The sequence below is a fragment of the Proteus sp. G4380 genome (assembly GCF_963885725.1).
Lineage (GTDB): Bacteria > Pseudomonadota > Gammaproteobacteria > Enterobacterales > Enterobacteriaceae > Proteus > Proteus mirabilis.
Genome location: NZ_CAWPAV010000029.1, coordinates 83,261 through 101,519 on the forward strand (window position 1 = coordinate 83,261; position 18,259 = coordinate 101,519).

Consider the following 18,259-nt stretch of genomic DNA (forward strand, 5'->3'; position numbering starts at 1 on the left):
TTGATTTAATTAACATAAGATCATGGGGTAAAACGTCATGTATTTAGGGCTAGACTTAGGCACATCAAGTGTTAAAGCGATCATCATGAATGAGCAAGGTGATGTCGTTGCCAGTCATTCTATACCTTTAACCCTCTCACGCCCTCATCCTCAATGGTCAGAGCAAGATCCACAAGCATGGTGGCAGGCAACTGATGAAGCGATAAAACAACTGAGTCGTACTCAACCTATGGAACAGATCCAAGCCATTGGTCTCAGTGGTCAAATGCATGGCGCGGTATTACTTGATGCGCAGCAAAATATATTACGCCCTGCTATTTTATGGAACGACGGCCGCAGTGTGAAACAATGTTTACGACTGGCAAAGCAGTACCCTCAATTTAAAGAAATTACGGGCAATTTAGTTATGCCTGGGTTTACAGCGCCTAAATTGCAATGGGTCGCAGAAAACGAAGCGGAGATCTTTTGTCAGATTGCTCATGTGCTATTACCAAAAGATTTTCTACGTTGGAAAATGAGTGGTAATTTTGCCAGTGATATGTCGGATGCGGCGGGTACACTGTGGTTGGATATGCAAAAACGCGATTGGAGTGATGAATTATTAGCGGCAACGGGGCTTTCTCGATGTCAAATGCCGACACTATTTGAAGGTAACCAGATAACGGGTTACTTACTGCCAGAAATTGCTAAAAAATGGCAAATGAAACAAGTACCGATTATAGCGGGCGGTGGTGATAATGCAGCGGGTGCAATTGGTGTAGGAGTATATCAACCGGGTCAAGGAATCCTCTCTTTGGGCACATCCGGTGTCTATTTTGTTGTCAGTGAAAAGTTTCTCCAAAACAGTGACAATGCGGTACATAGTTTTTGCCATGCATTGCCACAAACTTGGCACTTAATGTCGGTAATATTAAGTGCGGCTTCTTGTCTAGATTGGGTATGCCAATTAACGGGGATCAGTGATGTTGGTGCAATGTTTAAAGAAATAGAACAGCATGCACATTCTGATAGTTCCCTACTCTTTTTGCCTTATCTTTCTGGTGAACGGACACCTTATAACAATGCGGATGCCAAAGGCGTATTTTGGGGGTTAACTCACCAACATCAGCGTGCGGATTTATGTCGAGCGGTGTTAGAAGGTGTTAGTTTTGCGTTGAGGCAAGGAATTGAAGTGGCGGATAAGGCTGGACAACACGCAGACAATATAACGTTAATTGGTGGAGGGGCAAGAAGTGAATATTGGCGACAATTACTAGCTGATATTACAGGAAAAACCTTGGATTATCGTCAAGGTGGTGATGTTGGTCCCGCGCTGGGAGCTGCTAGACTGGCGCAATTAGCGATAAATCCGGCTCATTTATCACAAATTATTCTTTCTCAGCCAAAACTTGAAACACGTCATGTTCCCAACTTAGAAAAACATAAGGCATATCAAGATAAATATAATGCCTTTAAAAAGCTCTACACACTTATTGAAACAATGAAAATATAAAACAATATTGCGTTAACATCAGGATTATACAAAGGGCGAGATGATACTTGCCCTTTTCTATTTATTGGAATAATACAGAAATAGCACTTAATGCTAATAAACCACCCATAATAAAATTAAATAGTTTTAATATTTTGGGATTTTTTAATCGCTCTCGTAAGCTATGACCAAAAGTGGCCCATATAGCAACACAAGGAAAATTAATTAATGTGAAAATAATAGCAACTAACAACATTGAAATATAAGGATATTGTGGTGAGGTATATAATGTTATCCCTGAAATCGCCATCATCCATGATTTAGGATTAATCCATTGAAATAATGCAGCCTCTAACAAGGTTAACGGTGAGCCTTGTTTATTACTATTTTGCTCAACAGAATGACTAATTGCCGTTTTCCAAGCTAACCACAATAAATACAGCGCTCCGAGATATTTTAATATATTGTAAATAATGGGCGATGATTTAATAAGTGCTCCTATGCCTATCCCCACAGCCAATAACATCACAAAAAAACCGAGAGACACACCGATAGCATGAGGCATTGTACGCTTTAAGCCAAAGTTAATACCTGATGCTAGAAGCATAATATTATTCGGGCCTGGTGTAATTGAAGTAACAAATGAAAATATGGCTAATGATAAAAAAATGTCGAAAGTCATATATAAAATTCTAATCAATAAATAATGAATAAGGAGATATTAAATTGCCTTTTCTTTTTTTATTTACCAACTAGTGCTTAATTTTATAGGAATGGTAATACTTAGCGCTAGAGAAATTCATTATTTTAGGAATTTGTCTATCCATATGGATAAGTTTCAGCTTTTATTCTATTATATGGAATTTTCTACGGTATGATAAGTTAAAATAACGATATTATATAATAAGGTAATTGAAGGTGACTTATTACTAGAAGATATAACCTGCCCTACAAATATATTATTCTGATACCTTTCAAGAAAATATAACTATTAGCCCTAATAAATATATTGATATATTAGGGCTAATATAATAGCTATTGCTAACGATACCCGCGACGATGGTTTTGGGCAGACCAGCTATAGGTTTCATCACTAGAGACTAATTTCTGTTTTTTCTTCTGGGAAAGGGCTTTTTTGCTGGCTTTTTCTACTTCGAGGGAGATTTCGGTAATAATAGCATCTTTTACTTTATTCATTTCGGCGTTGGTTAATTCACGCCCCAATTTCTTTCTCTCTTGACCGATTCTGGTTCTAACGCGCATCTGTTGGGCATCTGTCATCTCTTGAAGAGTCAGCTTTTTCATACAATCACACCCTGTATTGAGAAAGGAGTCTTTAATATAACATCATTTCAACGACTCACAATCAATCAATTGCCTTTTTTGATAGTAAAAAGCGATCGAGATAGATATTACGCGCTTATTACACGCGTAATATCATAAAGTGAGTGAAGGATTAAACTAACAGATAGACCGATTAAATAAGTTTAAGAAATTTAACTTTAAAATCATCAATATCTTGTTGTGTTGTTGCCCAAGAAGTACAAAGGCGCAAACAGCTTAGCTGTGGATCGTCAAGTAATATGCGATGAAAAACAAACTGCTGCGTTAGCTTTTCTGCAATGTCATTAGGTAAAATGACAAACACTTGGTTAGATTCTGGTGGTGCTAAAAAATCAAAACCATGCTTAGTAAAGAATGCGGCTAATTGTGAGGCCATCTCATTGAGATGTTTACCTAATTTAAAGTAGAGATCGTCGCTAAATAACGCCGCAAATTGTGCCCCTAATAACCAACCTTTCGCCTGTAATCCGCCCTTTTGTTTTAAGCTAAAGCGAAAATCAGAATTTAATGCAGGATGACAAATCACTAATGCTTCTGCTGACATAGTACCAATTTTCGTGCCGCCAATATAGAAAGCATCAGTTAAGTGTGCGATATCTTCAATCGTTAGATCGCTGTTATCAGACATCAACCCTGTCGCTAAACGTGCACCATCAAGATATAACCATAAATTATGTGCATCACAAAATTCGCGTAACGCTTGTAATTCGGCTTTACGATATACCGTGCCAATTTCAGTGGCATTGGTTATATAAACAAGTTTAGGTTGCACCCAATGTTCATCGTTATGTTCAGCGAGGATCGGCCTCAATAAATCTGGGGTCAATTTACCATCAGCAGAAAAAGTGGTGATCACTTTATGACCTGTTGCCTCAATCGCTCCCGTCTCATGAGTCGCAATATGCCCGGTGCTGACAGAAATTACTGCTTGATGTGGGCGTAAAAAGTGAGAAATAGCGGTTAAATTAGTGATAGTGCCACCATTAAAAAAATGGATCTGCGCTTCGGGTTGTTTAATTCGCTGTTTGATTAATTCTTTAGCTTGATGACAAAGGGTATCCATACCATAACCATCATAACGTTGGCCTACTGTATCTGTAATTGCCTTCATGACCGCAGGATGTGCAATTTCATTATAATCATTTTGGAAGCGGTACACGTGTACTCCTATTTATGTTGTGTTTGGTCTGTCTATTATAGATAAAAGAAAAGCATATGGCCTTTAATTGACAAATTATCAAATAAACACCACATGCTGAGTCTAATATATTTAAAAATAGAGCGATTTAAAACCGCCTATTTAAAACAAACTTCACCCCAACGGGCTAATCCTGCGGTTACTGAGCCGAAATCATTACCTTTTACAATAGGCACATTAGGTAACTGTTGCTCGATAGCTTGACATAAAATCGGTGAACGCGCAGAGCCTCCGGTCATAAACACCACATCAGGTACTACGCCCCCTTGTTGTACGGCATCATTGACCAAATCAATCATCTTATCTTTAGGGGAGCCAATGGCTTCAACCATTTGCTGGCGAGTGATATTGGTTTCTAATGTTTCACTTAATAACGCGATGCTGGCTAAATAGGTATGGCAATCTGATAATGCCATTTTCGCCTCTTCCGCTTTGCGGACAATGCCATATCCTAGTGTTTCATTATAGACTTCAATTAAGCGTTTTATCTTTTCTGGCTCTTGAGCATCACGACGTAGTTGATTTAATGCCGCTAAATTTTGTTGAGAATAAAAATCTTTTTGTGCTTCAACATTATTGATGGCAATAGGATCCCAAAATTGTTTTAACGGCAATTTTATGCCCGATGAAGTTAACCCTGTCATGCCAAATAAAGGCATTAGCTGTTTAAAAGCTAGATAAATATCAAGATCATTACCACCCACACGTTGTCCACTATGCGCTAATAGTGTACTGGCACGATCGGTTTTACCCCGATAGCTAGGGCCCATTTGAATCAATGAGCAGTCCGTTGTACCACCACCAATATCAACTACCAAGACTGTTTGGTCTTTGGTTAATGTGGATTCATATTCTAAACCTGCGGCTACTGGTTCAAATTCAAATAAAACCTGTTTAAAGCCGGCCCGTTTAGCTGCATTAATTAAAATACGCTCGGCTTGCTTATTGGCAGCCTCTCCCCCTAACCCATTAAAATTAATAGGTTTACCAATCATGGCATCAGTAATGGTTGCTTGGGTGCTTTTTTCCGCTTGTTGTTTTATATTGGCCATCATGGCGCACACTAAATCTTCAAAAAAGCTGATTTGTATCTCATGTAAACCTGAGGCACCAAGAAAAGATTTAGGCGATTTGACGTAATAAACATCACGGGGATCTTTTAGATACAAACTTAATGCTGCCTGACCGAAAACAATATCCTCAGGCACTAATTCAATATCTTCATCACGATTAAACGCGATTGATTTTCTTAATAGTTGTTCGCCAATAGAGTTGGTAGGTTTAATATTTAAGTGGCGAAATAAATGTTCGGAAACAGATTCACGGGTTGGCGCACAAAGAGTAGATGGAATATAAACATTCTCACCTTCTAAAGGTAATAGCGTTGGTTTCCCCTCTTTCATTATTGCCACAGAACAATTTGATGTTCCATAGTCAAAGCCAATAAACATATCGCCTCCCAGCTAGACTTCGTTAAAAAAAAGACTGAGCACTCTACATCAAGCTTATTGTAATTACTACCAGATTGTGGTGTTTTGTCTTTTAATATTCGAATGGCGTTTTTGGCGAATAAAGTTTATTACAGCTTATTGTTATAGCCATATCAGGTTTTAAACCACCTAAATAACAATCAACAGAATCGGTTAATAGATGAAATAAGCACCCAACGGCAATGGCTTTCCATTTCCAAGAAGGAATAAACCATAAAACGATATAGACAATGGCAGCCCATAGAGTATGCAATGGATGAAAACCAACACTGCAACGATTGGGATCAAAGATTGGCGTTGCAAACAAATGGTCAATGTCTATTGCCATCGTACTCATCATAAGAAGCGCAGCAAGCCGCCAGTTTTTACCCCAAAATAGATAAGCGAGTGCTATTGGCGCTAAAAAATGTAAACCATAATGTATTATTGTTCTGGCGATTTCAAAGATCACAAAAGTCTCTATTGCTTTATTATTTGATAGGCAGCCCTTTTTATAAGGTGATTATCTCTATTTATCAAGGTGTATATTAGGTAAGCCCTGATCAATATCCCCTAAAGCAAAGGCTAAATCTACTGCGGCAATTAATGAACCTGTATAAGCATCTATATGTGAGAGTTGCGCATTTAATAGTGCAATTTCTGCAGTATTAATCTCCGTTACTGTACCTAATCCATTGTTAAAAAAATCGACACTGGCGGTATAACTTAATTGTGCGGTATCAACGAGATTTTTAGCCGCTTTGTTTGCTTCAAGGGCCGATCTTAACGCATTCTCACTGAGAGAGATCTCTTTGATTGCCGTATCTTGACTTTTGCGCAAATTTTCTTGTGCTAATTGGATATCTGATTGAGCATTGCTCATTCGCGACTGACGCATGCCCCCTTCATATAAGGGAATACTCACGCCAATTAAAATATTCGACGATGAAGTTCGTTGGCTAATTTCAGGTAACCCCTGAACATCAAAATGCCCCGAACCACCAGCAAGAGCACCGGCGAGATACACTTTAGGAAAATAGTCAGATTCAACAGAGCGTGCCGTTTTTAATGCCGCTTGCTCTAATTCATAGTGAGCTAAAATATCAGGGCGTTGTGATAACGCTTTTTTTATCACATCGTGAGTCAATGGGGAAATATCATCAGGTAAGCGCGCGTCATTATCATAATTCACTTTTACCTTTTCAAAGGGAGAGACACCTATTGCAGACAGTAATAACTGATACTGATCTTTTTCATGACCTTTAGCTAACACATGTTGTAATTCTACTTGGGCAACTTGTTGTTTGGCTAAAGCAACATCTAATACGGTTGCTAATCCCCGCGCACGTTTTTGCTCTATGGCATATAAAATATCTTTGCTTCTTTGCAGTGCCTCTTGGGTAAGAGTGACTTTTTTAAGGGCCGCACCATAACTAAAATAGGCAACAGAAACATCATGAATTATTTTTTGATGCATCAGATTAAAATTAAGGTTTGTTGCCAAAGAAGCATGTTTAGCGGCATCGGCTAAAGCTCCTCGTTTGCCGAAGTCAAAAATAAGCCATCTAAAGGTTAACGCTGGAATAAAAGCACTGTTTGATGTTTTAATATCATCAACAATTGGATTGGCGGGTAAATCTACTTTTCCTCTTTGATAGCCTGCCAATGCCGTTGCGGTAATAATCGGCAAATAAGTGCTTTCTACCATACCAATATCGGTGGCTGATTTTTTCGCTAATAACCAAGCAATCCGTGTTTCAGGATTATTTTGCTGACCAAGATCGATAAGCTCGGCCAATCCATAGCTCGTTTTAGTGGTTTGCTCTTGCTGAGGTGTGGCGAGGTATTGCTCAGAAGCTGCCATATAGTTTGTATTATTATAAGGCATCGGTTGTTGTGCTGAGTATTTCCCATAATCGCTAGTATCAATACATCCAACAAGTAATAAACTTAACCACGATGATAGAATATATTTTTTATGATTAATGGCCGATTTTATCATCATCTATTTTCTCTTATTAACTGTTTAAATACTTGTTCTCTTTCATTGATGGGCAACATTTTTATTTCTTCAGTTAAGACATTTTTCTTAAAATCATCTGGAGATAAAGGCAGTGTATCGGAATACTCACCATTATCATCAAAAATAAACCTATCAGCATAACTATGACGACTGATGTAAGAAATCTTGCTTAATGACTGTTTAAAAAACAAGGTGAATACTTTGTTTCTTTCTTTATCTTTTCTCTCAAACAGCAGTAAATCAATATTATCTTTAGATTGTGCAATAGTCTCATTAATAGAGGCGACTAAATCTAAACACTCACTTTTATTGGCAGAGCATCTTAACTTTGTATAGTCATCTAAAATCGTGGCGAGCTGTTTGTATATTGTATTGACGATACTCGCGGGCCAGACTCGAGTAAAAATGACATACATAACAATATTGCCTAATAAAATACCCAAAATACGGTCGGAAACCACATCCATATCAAAACTCGGTTTAAAGCCATGTAGTGTCGTTAGCAAAAAGGCTAAACCTACTTGTACGCCAGCATAAGAGATACGTTCATTACCGGCGGCAACCCAGGCTGCAGGTAAAAGACAGAAGAAGATCAATACCATCAACTGAAAAATATCAGAAATATTAGGAATAATATAAAGCAGTGAGATCATGCCAATTAATGCGCCAATCAGACACCCTATTATTCTTAGTGTAAGTTTATGAACCGTTTCGCCCACTGAAGTAAGTGCAACCACATAGCAAGTGATCATCGCTGTATGGATACCTTGCCATTTAAAATAATCATAAAACAAATAACATAAAATAGCGGCAAGAGTTGTTTTAATAGCGAAGTATTTATGATTAGGATTACTAAATGCATCGCTTACAAAAAAGGGTGTGGCTTTTTTAATGGGTTTAGTGGTTCGTTTTGTTAGCAAAATAGTATTAAATTTAGCCAATAAAGCGATTCTATTTATTGGCTGAAGACGTTGCACACTATCTTTAATGTTATCTAACGAGTGGTTGGCAAAACAGTCCGCAATATATTTACATCTTTTCGCTAACATAAAACGTAACGATGTTGAGGTATTGTCATCCATTGTTATTGACATAACTAATATTGCATAGGAGTTATCAACCATGTTTTCTAACCATTGGATATCTTCTTTACCTAATAGATAAAGGATTTTCATAACCATCAAATAACGTTGGCATTCTGCTTGTGTTCCTAGTATTTCACTCAGCGTTATCTGGTTAGTTTTTTTCCCTAAGAAAAAATCATGGGCTGCCATAAAGCGCGTTGAAATTTTATTAAGCAGTAATTTCCGTGGGCTAATACCAAAAAAATAATTGAATATAATCACCAATAGCATCGGCGAAACGGCCATTAATAACGCATAAAGCAATCCTCTGGTTGCAGCATCACCAAATGGGATATCTTCAATTAGCGTCATTAAAAAGGCGATCACCAAAGCAACTAAATTGCCTATATCACCAAGACTACTTGCTGAAGCTAAATACATAAAAATGGCTGAGAAAAAAGCCATAAAAAAGAAGCGTAAAATAATATTTTGAATAGTGAGATTAAACAGTACTAACGCCACACCAACCACAATGGAGCATAAAATAATGACCCCAAGGGAGAGTAATATATTTTGTACTGCATCCGCTTTAATCAAATAGATAATTAAATAACAGCTGATTGCTGATTCAGGGATTTCATAAACCATAGCGATCACGGCCATTAAGGCACACAGTAACGCTATGCGCCACGTAGTGGCGAACCGATAGTCAAAAGGTAATAAATCTTGTTTGACTTGTTTTGCTATCAGCGAAGATTTAACAGTCATCATCGTTAGGTACAATATTTACAGTAGCAGTGGCACCGATGCGCATGAGTGCTTCTGGTGGTTCAGTAATAATGACTTTGACAGGAAAACGCTGCTCAACCCGTACCCAATTTAATGATTTAGGTACATAAGGTAAGTCTCTTGGAATATTAATCAGGTCGGTCGACATGACTCCCCGACTAATCCCTTCAACTTTACCTTTAATGGGGTGTTGATTATCAATCATGGAGTAAATCACCACACAGCTACCAATTTTTATATTATTTAAATCCGTCTCTTTAAAATAGGCCGAAGCAAACCAAGTATCAGAGTCAATTAAGGTAAAAACAGATTGCCCTGATAAAATAAATTCACCGGGAGATAAAACGACCCCGGCAATATATCCATTACTTGGCGCCCTTACCTCAGTATTACTTAACTCCCACTCTGCCATGGCAAGCGATGTTTTTAATGATTTGACTAATGCTTCTTCTGAATCGGTATTATTAATAAGTGCTTCAGATGCCACATTCTGTTTCTGTGCTTGTTTTAATGTCACTTCAGCATCATGTTTTAACGTCCGAGCATCATCGACTTGTTGTGCTGTGACAAAGCCTTTTGCTAATAAAGGTTCTAATCGATTTAATGATTGTGTGGCTAATGATAAATTGACCTGCGCACGTTTTATTTGCTCTTGTGCCACTTCTGAATTGGATGTTTCCGCAATAATAATACGTTGCTTATTGCTTAATGTCGCTTGTGCAATCTGTAGTTGCTCTTTTGCTTGCTCTACCCTGAGTGCGTACATTGTGGGATCAAGTGTAAACAGTAAATCGCCTTTTTTGACTTTACTATTTTCTTTGACATAAACAGCAGCAATGCGTCCAGGCACCGAGGCTGAGATATTAATTTTATTTGCATCAATGATGGCATCTTCACTAAGAGGATTTAATGCCGATATATGAATACTTTGCCATAATAAAATGAGCGTTATCAAAAAAACAATAATGGTGATCACGCGTGCTAGGCTTTTTTTAATTTTTTTATCCATAGTTTAATAAGTAAAATAAAGTAAGGAGATAGTTAAAGAAATTGATAGCATAATCGCAAAATAAAATAACAAAGGTACTGGCAATTTATCATCAATTCCCCAGTAGATAAGTAAAACCCGTAGACAAAAAGCACCTAATAGGCCAATAAATGTACATAACATCCAATAGGGAAAATAAGCACCTAGCATAGGAATAAAAGGAGAATGCCCTTGTGAACAGCCCGTCAACAATACAGTCATCACAGTTAAGCTGATAATTCGATGATGTTTTTTTATTAAGTTCAAGGTAATGCACCTATCATTTTATGATTAAATCCATTCATAGCTATCAATACTATAATATTTTTAGTTGTAATAAAGTGACTTATATTATTTTGCTAAAAATAGCATAAGGTTATTGTAGTTGAATTATTTATGATCAATTCAATTTTCTTTATTTTAAATACGCTTTTCAAAATAATGCCGCAGTGCTGGTTAAATAGAGTTTGATTTTATTACTCACAAAAACGTGCTCTGTGTGTGCTATTAGGTAATTTTAAGAGTATAGTAGACAATCTTTCTGCCTGTTTAGATATTATAGTTTTTATTATGGAATCAACGCTTTCTGCTCAAAATATACGCCGACTCCTTGCCAATGAAACACCGATTATTGATGTTCGTGCGCCAATAGAATTCAATCAAGGAGCGATGCCCAACGCAATAAATCTACCTTTAATGAATAATGAAGAGCGTGCGGCTGTAGGGACTTGCTACAAACAACATGGCTCTCAAAAAGCGGTAGAGTTGGGGCATCAATTAGTTAAAGGCGAGATAAAAGCACATCGTGTTGCTGCTTGGCGCGAGGCTTGCGAGCGTTTTCCTTCCGGATTTATTTGCTGTGCTCGTGGCGGTATGCGTTCACACATTGTTCAAAAATGGTTAGCTGAAATAGGCATCGATTATCCTTTAATTGAAGGTGGATATAAAGCGTTAAGACAAGCGACGATCGAAATGACCAATGAGCTAGTACAACGCCCTATTATCTTAATTGGTGGTTGTACAGGTAATGGTAAAACAACCTTAGTACGCTCTTTACCAGAGGGAATTGATTTAGAAGGATTCGCTCATCATCGAGGCTCCTCATTTGGTCGCACTGTTGAGGCTCAGTTTGCTCAAGCGACTTTCGAAAACTACCTTGCTGTCGATATGTTAAAAAAATCCCCTTATCATTCGCGTTGGGTACTCGAAGACGAAGGCCGTGCTATAGGTGCTAATGGTTTACCGGAAAGTTTGCGTATACAAATGGCAACAGCCCATTTGGTTGTGGTGGATGATCCATTTGAGCGGCGTATGGCAAGACTCAAAGAAGAATATTTTGATCGTATGACTCATGACTTTATTGAAGCGTATGGTGAAGAAAAAGGTTGGCAAGAATACAGTGATTATTTGCATCATGGATTGTATGCTATTCGACGTCGATTAGGTGCTCAAAGAGCCGCGGAGTTAACTCAATTACTTGATAATGCTTTAGCCGCACAAAAAATAAGTGCGAATACAGAAGTGCATTTTTCATGGTTATCGCCTTTACTAAAAGAATATTACGATCCTATGTATCGTTACCAGTTAAGTAAAAAACAAGATAGAATTATCTATACGGGTAGCTATGAAGAAGTTGAACAATGGTTTGCTAACCATTAACTCCCACGCAAGAAAATAGGATAAAAAATAAATCGAATTTTAGTATATATCCCTAAAGATAAGTAGAAAATAAAGGATATAAAAACTAAAAGCATGCTTATTTCCATTATGGAAATAAGCGATTGCTCTTTTATCATTAGGTTTTATTTTTTTTAGTTACTAGAATGCCACTTTCTAAAACGAGGTGGTTTATGACTAAATATGTTATTTTTAGTTTTTTTTTAGTATTGATTTATCCTCTTGGTGTTGATCTATACTTAACTGGATTAACAGCAATTGCTAGCGATTTAAATGCTTCTGAAGTGACATTGCACCATGCATTTTCAATTTATTTGATGGGAATGGTGTCATCCATGTTAATTGCTGGATGGTGCAGTGACAATTTAGGTCGTAAGCCTGTTATTTTATTTGGTACTCTGATTTTTTTCTTAGCGTCATTAAGTGCTGGGCTTTCGATAACGGAAAAACAGTTCTTGATTTCACGATTTTTTCAAGGTAGTGGGTCAGGTTTTTGTTACGTTGTTACTTTTGCGATATTAAGAGACACATTAACAGAACAACAACGTGCTAAAGTACTTTCTATGATAAATGGTATTACTTGCATTATTCCGGTATTAGCTCCTGTTCTAGGCTTTATTATTTTATTATATTGTGAATGGTCAATGATGTTCTATCTTATGGGGGCTTATTCCCTATTGGTTTTTATCTTTTGTTTTTTGGGGATAAAAGAGACCTACCATAAAAAAGAAATTAAAAATAAAAAAGTAAATCTATCTGTAATAAAACCAACAACAGACTCTTTTTTCACTCGCTATTTTTTAAGTCGTTTACTTATTTCATGCTTAGGAATGGCCGTTATTCTTACTTATGTCAATATTTCCCCTATTGTAGTGATGCAACAAATGAATTATTCAACAGGAGAGTATTCAATATTAATGACATCATTAGCAATGATAAGTATGACCATTTCTTTTTTAATGCCAAAAATATTAATGAAATACCGCTATAAGCATATTTTATCAGTAGGGTTTATATGTTTTGGAATAGGTATTATTTTCCTTTTTATAGGGAAAAAGAGTGACATTCGTTGGTTTTTTATTACCTTTGCATTATGCGGCTCAGGATTTGCGTTATTATTTGGGATTATTATGAGCCAAGCACTTTCTCCATTTAGCCAACGAGCCGGCGTTGCGAGCTCTGTGCTGGGTATTTCACAATTAAGTTTTTCTTCACTTTATATTTGGGTAATGGGGTGGATTGAAGTATCCTCAATAAATATGTTGGTGGTTATTTTATTTATCAGTTGTATTGTAGGTACTCTTTTTCTATGCTTTCCTCGGTTCACAGAACAAAAAAAGGTTAAATATAATGTCTAACAAACCATTACATAGAATTGATTTGAATTTGTTAGTCATATTTCAAATTCTTTTACAGGAGCGCAGTGTCACCTTGGCCGCTAAGTGGTTATCCATTTCTCCTTCTGCTGTGAGTAAAGCATTAGCCAAATTAAGGATATGGTTTGATGATCCTCTTTTTATCCGTAGTCCACAAGGGTTGATCCCAACACCATTATCGTTAAGTATTGAAGATTCTTTATCTGATTTTATTAATATTAGCCACCATATAGCCAATAAACGTAATACAGAAGTTCCTGTTGGACTTAAATTTAATTTAGTTTTAGAAACACCGTTACATCAGGTCATGTTACCTTCTTTACCACAACAAATATTATCTCATTACCCAAAATCCACACTTCAGATAAAAAATTGGGAATATAATTCCCTTTCTAATATTATTGATGGAGAAGTTGATATTGGGCTTGTTGGACGAGAATACTATTCACGCTCAAAAGAGTTACTAGAGCTACTTCCTGATGTGATTGATTATGAAATATTATTTGATGATATCCCACTCGTTTATCTACACAAAAATCATCCGTTAATGAAAATGAAGTGGGATCTTAATAATTTTTTATCTTTTTCTCAGGTGAGTACAGAATATGACAAACAAAGTCATTGGGCTTTAGATAATATCTTAAAAGAAATGAACAAAAGTCGTCAGATAGCAATTACTTATACTTCTTTTGAGCAATCTCTTTTTATGATATCTCAACCTGACCATCAATTAATTACTTGTGCACCAGGATATTGTCGTTATTATGTGAAAACACATTTTCCTGATATTGTAACATTACCTATACCTCTCCCCCCTGTGTTTTTAGACCAGCTTCATCTACCTTTTGTTTTGTTATGGCATAAGCGTAATAGCCATAATACAAAAATTATATGGCTAAGAAATACAATAAGAAAAAGTATTAACCAACAAACCTCCTATATCTGATAGTTTAAAATAAAAAAGGTGATTTGATACCAAATCACCTTTTATAAACTTATTAACACTATATTACTATAATCTATTTAACGACTTCACCACTATCAACAACGGTTTGGCGTACTTTATTCGCAAAGTTTTGAGCTTCACTGATAATCGCTTGTTCATCTACGGTTAACAGTTGGCGATCTTCCATCAAAATTTTACCATCTACAATGGTATGACGAACATTACTTCCATTCGCACCATAAACTAATGCTGCATATGGGCTATACATAGGCACCATATTAGGTGCTTTAGTATCAACAACAATAATATCAGCAAGTTTTCCCGATTCTAAAGAGCCTAATTTATCTTCCATATGTAATGCCTTGGCTGAGCCTATTGTTGCCATTTCAACAACGGTTAATGGTGGCATTGCGGCGCGATCTTTATTCTCTAATTTATGAATTTTGCCTACTAAATTTAACTCATTCATCGTTGTGAGTGTATTGCTCGACATTGGCCCATCAGTCCCTAAACCAACACGAACACCTTTCTCTAGCATGGCAACAACGGGCGAAACACCTTTGGCTGATTTGGTATTAGCACTAATATTATGAGCCACACCTACATCATATTTCTTTAATAAATCAATATCTTGCTCATCAACCATAATCGCATGAGCGGCAATGATTTTATTATTTAAAGCGCCAATATCTGCCATATATTGAACTGGGCTTTTACCATCGGTTCGTTTTGCAATTTCTTCTTTCTCTCTATCGGTTTCTGCTAAATGGATCATCACGGGGGCATCAAGTTCTACCGAGAGTTTAGCAATTTTTTGCAGGTTCTCTGTGGTATTGGTATAAGGTGCATGAGGTGCAAAGGCAGGAATAATGCGCGGGTGATCTTTATATTCATTAATAAAATTGACAGCATATTGAATGCCTTCTTCAGGGGTTTGTGCATCAGCCACCGGAAAATTAATCACTGATTCACCTAAGATGGCTCTATTTCCCATCTTATCAACCGTTTTAGCGACTTCATCTTCAAAATAATACATATCAACATAGGTAGTTACTCCCCCTTTTACCATTTCAACATTGGCGAGGTTTGCTCCCACGCGAACCATATCGCGAGACACCATTTTATTTTCTAAAGGGAAAATATAACGATGTAATCGGTCTGGCACGTCATCGGCTAAAGAGCGAAAAACCGTCATTGATGCATGTGTGTGGGTATTAATTAATCCTGGCATCACGATATCACCATCCACATCTAACACTTTGTTGGCTTGGTATTCTTGTGTTAACTCAGGCCCCCCAACGGCGATAATTTTATTTTCTTTTACAACAACCGTTCCTTGTTCGATAACCTGATTTTGTGCGTCCATTGTTAACACTGTGCCATCGACAATCATTAAATCAGCCTGTTTGGCTGCGTGACTAGTAAAAGAAACCGCCATAACAGCGAGTGCAAGCATTGATTTAGTAAATGACATAACTACCTCTCGGATGGTAAGAATATTCAAAAGTTTATTATTTTATTGATAATTTATTATTTTTTACGTTTTTGCTGTAGTAACCATTTATCCAACTCATTAGCAAAAAGTTGCCGGTCGCGCTGTGATAAACTTGCTGGTCCTCCTGTTTGAATGCCACTTGCTCTCATCGTATCCATAAAATCACGAATATTTAATCGTTCGCGGATTGTTGACTCTGTATAACGTTCACCTCGAGGATTGAGTGCAATAGCCCCTTTTTCGATCACTTCAGCCGCTAAAGGAATATCGGCAGTGATCACCAAATCATCTTGGTTTGCACGTTGTACAATTTCATTATCAGCCACATCAAAACCTGCAGAAACCTGCAATGTGCGTAAATAAGGCGATGCGGGTATACTTAATCGCTGATTTGCCACAAAAGTGATCACCACTTTTTCTCTATCAGCTGCCCGATAAAGTATCTCTTTAATAACTTTAGGACAGGCATCAGCATCAACCCATATCGGCATAGTAACTCTCTTTGATTGTTTCTTTTTGAAAATTAATCCTATTAAAATAACACATTCCCACTCATATCGTTATTTAAAGCAGATAAATCACATAGTCTTTTTGAGTTAAGTGTTAAGTGATTAACGCGTTAAAGTGCATGATATCGTAAAATAAGTCATCGGCTAACCTTACTCCACTGTCTTAATGGGGTAAGTTTATGGCATAATGCCGCCCCATTATCTTTATCATTCACTAATCATGAGTATTCGTCTTGTTAATAAGTAATAATATCACTATGCAGTTTGGTTCGAAGCCACTGTTTGAAAACATTTCTGTTAAGTTTGGTGGCGGTAATCGCTATGGTTTAATCGGTGCTAACGGCAGCGGTAAATCCACCTTTATGAAAATTCTCGGTGGTGATCTCGCGCCTACTAGCGGTAACGTATTCCTTGATCCTAATGAGCGTTTGGGTAAGCTAAAACAAGATCAGTTTGCTTATGAAGAGTTTACCGTGCTTGATACGGTAATTATGGGGCACGCTGAGTTATGGGAAATTAAACAAGAGCGTGAACGTATTTATAGCTTACCGGAAATGAGCGAAGAAGAGGGTTTACGTGTTGCCGATCTTGAAGTGAAATTCGGTGAAATGGACGGTTACACCGTTGAATCACGTGCCGGTGAATTATTATTAAACGTTGGTATTCCACTTGAGCAACATAATGGCCCAATGAGTGAAGTGGCGCCAGGATGGAAACTACGTGTGCTCCTTGCACAAGCCCTATTCGCTGATCCTGACATCTTATTACTTGATGAACCGACGAATAACTTAGATATTGATACGATCCGCTGGCTAGAACAAACATTAAATGAACGTAATAGCACTATGATCATCATTTCCCATGACCGCCATTTTTTAAATATGGTGTGTACTCATATGGCCGATCTTGACTATGGTGGACTAACAGTTCACCCAGGTAATTATGATGAGTATATGTTAGCGGCAACACAAGCGCGTGAACGTTTACTCGCTGATAATGCAAAGAAAAAAGCACAAATTAGTGAATTACAATCCTTTGTTAGCCGCTTTAGTGCTAATGCATCAAAATCTCGTCAAGCTACTTCGCGTGCAAAACAAATTGAAAAAATTCAATTAACCGAAGTCAAAGCTTCTAGCCGACAAAATCCCTTTATTCGTTTTGAGCAAGAGAAGAAATTATTCCGTAATGCCTTAGAAGTAGAGAATATTGCTAAAGGTTATGAAGCAAATGCGCCTTTATTTAAAGACGTAAATATGATGCTGGAAGTGGGCGAAAAAGTGGCGATTTTAGGCACCAATGGTGTGGGTAAATCAACCATGATCAAAACATTAGTGGGTGAATTAACGCCTGATAATGGACGCGTTAAATGGTCTGAAAATGCCACTATAGGTTATTATGCACAAGATCATGCCACTGATTTTGAAGTTGATATGACCGTTTTCGATTGGATGAGTTTATGGATGAAGCCAGAAGATGATGAACAGTCGGTGCGTAGTGTATTGGGTCGCCTTCTTTTCTCACAAGATGATATTAAAAAATCAGTCAAAGTATTATCTGGTGGTGAAAAAGGCAGAATGCTGTTTGGTAAATTAATGATGCAAAAACCAAACGTTCTGATTATGGATGAACCTACCAACCACTTAGATATGGAATCTATTGAGTCACTGAATATGGCGTTAGAACTCTATCAAGGGACGTTAATTTTTGTTTCTCACGATCGTGAATTTGTCAGCTCATTGGCTAACCGAATTATTGAAATTACGCCTGAAAAAGTGACTAATTTCCAAGGCACTTATGATGAGTTCTTGGCTAAGAAAGGGATTGATGGTTAGTACCCCACTTATTTATTAATATAAAAAATAAAAGGCTTG

Annotated in this window: 16 protein-coding genes; 5 read left to right on the forward strand and 11 right to left on the reverse strand. The window is 37.2% G+C overall.

Annotated features, from left to right (window positions below):
- Positions 1–37: 37 nt before the first annotated feature.
- Entirely contained in the window at positions 38–1,492 is a 1,455-nt protein-coding gene (gene xylB, locus AACU98_RS02035) for a xylulokinase (protein WP_107336944.1), read from the forward strand.
- Between the two features lie 61 nt (positions 1,493–1,553).
- Here the strand turns inward: xylB and AACU98_RS02040 are convergent, their stop codons facing one another.
- From AACU98_RS02040 to AACU98_RS02080, 9 genes are all read right to left on the reverse strand, one after another.
- Positions 1,554–2,153: a LysE family translocator gene (locus tag AACU98_RS02040; RefSeq protein WP_004248081.1), complete on the reverse strand. Its 600-nt coding sequence runs from the start codon at positions 2,151–2,153 to the stop codon at positions 1,554–1,556.
- A 359-nt stretch (positions 2,154–2,512) separates the two neighbouring features.
- On the reverse strand, positions 2,513–2,776 hold the full coding sequence (locus AACU98_RS02045; protein WP_004242966.1) for a DUF3811 domain-containing protein: 264 nt from the start codon (positions 2,774–2,776) through the stop codon (positions 2,513–2,515).
- 172 nt (positions 2,777–2,948) lie between these two features.
- On the reverse strand, positions 2,949–3,974 hold the full coding sequence (locus tag AACU98_RS02050) for an aminotransferase class I/II-fold pyridoxal phosphate-dependent enzyme (RefSeq protein ID WP_161735429.1): 1,026 nt from the start codon (positions 3,972–3,974) through the stop codon (positions 2,949–2,951).
- A 137-nt stretch (positions 3,975–4,111) separates the two neighbouring features.
- Positions 4,112–5,464, reverse strand: a complete 1,353-nt coding sequence (gene yegD, locus AACU98_RS02055; protein ID WP_017827710.1) for a molecular chaperone — start codon at positions 5,462–5,464, stop codon at positions 4,112–4,114.
- Positions 5,465–5,555: 91 nt separating this feature from the next.
- Positions 5,556–5,954: a DUF6122 family protein gene (locus tag AACU98_RS02060; protein WP_161735431.1), complete on the reverse strand. Its 399-nt coding sequence runs from the start codon at positions 5,952–5,954 to the stop codon at positions 5,556–5,558.
- 57 nt (positions 5,955–6,011) lie between these two features.
- Positions 6,012–7,487, reverse strand: coding sequence for a TolC family protein (locus AACU98_RS02065; RefSeq protein WP_161735433.1), 1,476 nt, complete (start codon positions 7,485–7,487; stop codon positions 6,012–6,014).
- The gene (locus tag AACU98_RS02070) at positions 7,484–9,340 is read right to left on the reverse strand and encodes an FUSC family protein (protein ID WP_062814303.1); all 1,857 of its coding nucleotides are present in this window, start codon (positions 9,338–9,340) and stop codon (positions 7,484–7,486) included. The genes AACU98_RS02065 and AACU98_RS02070 overlap by 4 nt, the downstream gene beginning before the upstream one ends.
- Positions 9,327–10,367, reverse strand: coding sequence for a multidrug transporter subunit MdtN (mdtN, locus tag AACU98_RS02075; protein WP_004242957.1), 1,041 nt, complete (start codon positions 10,365–10,367; stop codon positions 9,327–9,329). Before mdtN ends, AACU98_RS02070 begins: the two co-directional genes overlap by 14 nt.
- A gap of 3 nt (positions 10,368–10,370) precedes the next feature.
- Positions 10,371–10,652: a YtcA family lipoprotein gene (locus tag AACU98_RS02080; RefSeq protein WP_004242955.1), complete on the reverse strand. Its 282-nt coding sequence runs from the start codon at positions 10,650–10,652 to the stop codon at positions 10,371–10,373.
- A gap of 303 nt (positions 10,653–10,955) precedes the next feature.
- Here AACU98_RS02080 and mnmH point away from each other — a divergent pair, with 303 nt between their 5' ends.
- The 3 genes from mnmH (at position 10,956) to yidZ (ending at position 14,384) form a co-directional block, all read left to right on the forward strand.
- Positions 10,956–12,044 carry a tRNA 2-selenouridine(34) synthase MnmH gene (gene mnmH / locus AACU98_RS02085; protein ID WP_161735435.1) on the forward strand — a complete coding sequence of 363 codons (1,089 nt, stop codon included), beginning with the start codon at positions 10,956–10,958 and terminating at the stop codon, positions 12,042–12,044.
- Positions 12,045–12,235: 191 nt separating this feature from the next.
- Entirely contained in the window at positions 12,236–13,420 is a 1,185-nt protein-coding gene (locus AACU98_RS02090) for an MFS transporter (protein ID WP_017827713.1), read from the forward strand.
- A complete protein-coding gene (gene yidZ / locus AACU98_RS02095) occupies positions 13,413–14,384 on the forward strand; it encodes an HTH-type transcriptional regulator YidZ (RefSeq protein ID WP_017827714.1) in 972 nt (323 codons plus the stop codon). The genes AACU98_RS02090 and yidZ overlap by 8 nt, the downstream gene beginning before the upstream one ends.
- Positions 14,385–14,457: 73 nt before the next feature.
- Here the strand turns inward: yidZ and AACU98_RS02100 are convergent, their stop codons facing one another.
- Together AACU98_RS02100 and AACU98_RS02105 are read right to left on the reverse strand one after the other, a co-directional pair.
- A complete protein-coding gene (locus AACU98_RS02100) occupies positions 14,458–15,858 on the reverse strand; it encodes an amidohydrolase (RefSeq protein WP_017827715.1) in 1,401 nt (466 codons plus the stop codon).
- A 56-nt stretch (positions 15,859–15,914) separates the two neighbouring features.
- Positions 15,915–16,370, reverse strand: coding sequence for a YaiI/YqxD family protein (locus AACU98_RS02105; RefSeq protein WP_004251194.1), 456 nt, complete (start codon positions 16,368–16,370; stop codon positions 15,915–15,917).
- Positions 16,371–16,621: 251 nt separating this feature from the next.
- Here AACU98_RS02105 and AACU98_RS02110 point away from each other — a divergent pair, with 251 nt between their 5' ends.
- On the forward strand, positions 16,622–18,220 hold the full coding sequence (locus tag AACU98_RS02110) for an ABC-F family ATPase (RefSeq protein ID WP_017827716.1): 1,599 nt from the start codon (positions 16,622–16,624) through the stop codon (positions 18,218–18,220).
- Positions 18,221–18,259 lie beyond the last annotated feature (39 nt).

What these genes read in the sequence shown, in the direction of transcription:
- xylB (WP_107336944.1), top strand. Translation starts at nt 38, where the DNA reads ATGTATTTAGGGCTAGACTTAGGCACATCAAGTGTTAAAGCGATCATC.
- AACU98_RS02040 (WP_004248081.1), bottom strand. Translation starts at nt 2,153, where the DNA reads ATGACTTTCGACATTTTTTTATCATTAGCCATATTTTCATTTGTTACT.
- AACU98_RS02045 (WP_004242966.1), bottom strand. Translation starts at nt 2,776, where the DNA reads ATGAAAAAGCTGACTCTTCAAGAGATGACAGATGCCCAACAGATGCGC.
- yegD (WP_017827710.1), bottom strand. Translation starts at nt 5,464, where the DNA reads ATGTTTATTGGCTTTGACTATGGAACATCAAATTGTTCTGTGGCAATA.
- AACU98_RS02065 (WP_161735433.1), bottom strand. Translation starts at nt 7,487, where the DNA reads ATGATGATAAAATCGGCCATTAATCATAAAAAATATATTCTATCATCG.
- AACU98_RS02070 (WP_062814303.1), bottom strand. Translation starts at nt 9,340, where the DNA reads ATGATGACTGTTAAATCTTCGCTGATAGCAAAACAAGTCAAACAAGAT.
- mdtN (WP_004242957.1), bottom strand. Translation starts at nt 10,367, where the DNA reads ATGGATAAAAAAATTAAAAAAAGCCTAGCACGCGTGATCACCATTATT.
- mnmH (WP_161735435.1), top strand. Translation starts at nt 10,956, where the DNA reads ATGGAATCAACGCTTTCTGCTCAAAATATACGCCGACTCCTTGCCAAT.
- AACU98_RS02090 (WP_017827713.1), top strand. Translation starts at nt 12,236, where the DNA reads ATGACTAAATATGTTATTTTTAGTTTTTTTTTAGTATTGATTTATCCT.
- yidZ (WP_017827714.1), top strand. Translation starts at nt 13,413, where the DNA reads ATGTCTAACAAACCATTACATAGAATTGATTTGAATTTGTTAGTCATA.
- AACU98_RS02100 (WP_017827715.1), bottom strand. Translation starts at nt 15,858, where the DNA reads ATGTCATTTACTAAATCAATGCTTGCACTCGCTGTTATGGCGGTTTCT.
- AACU98_RS02105 (WP_004251194.1), bottom strand. Translation starts at nt 16,370, where the DNA reads ATGCCGATATGGGTTGATGCTGATGCCTGTCCTAAAGTTATTAAAGAG.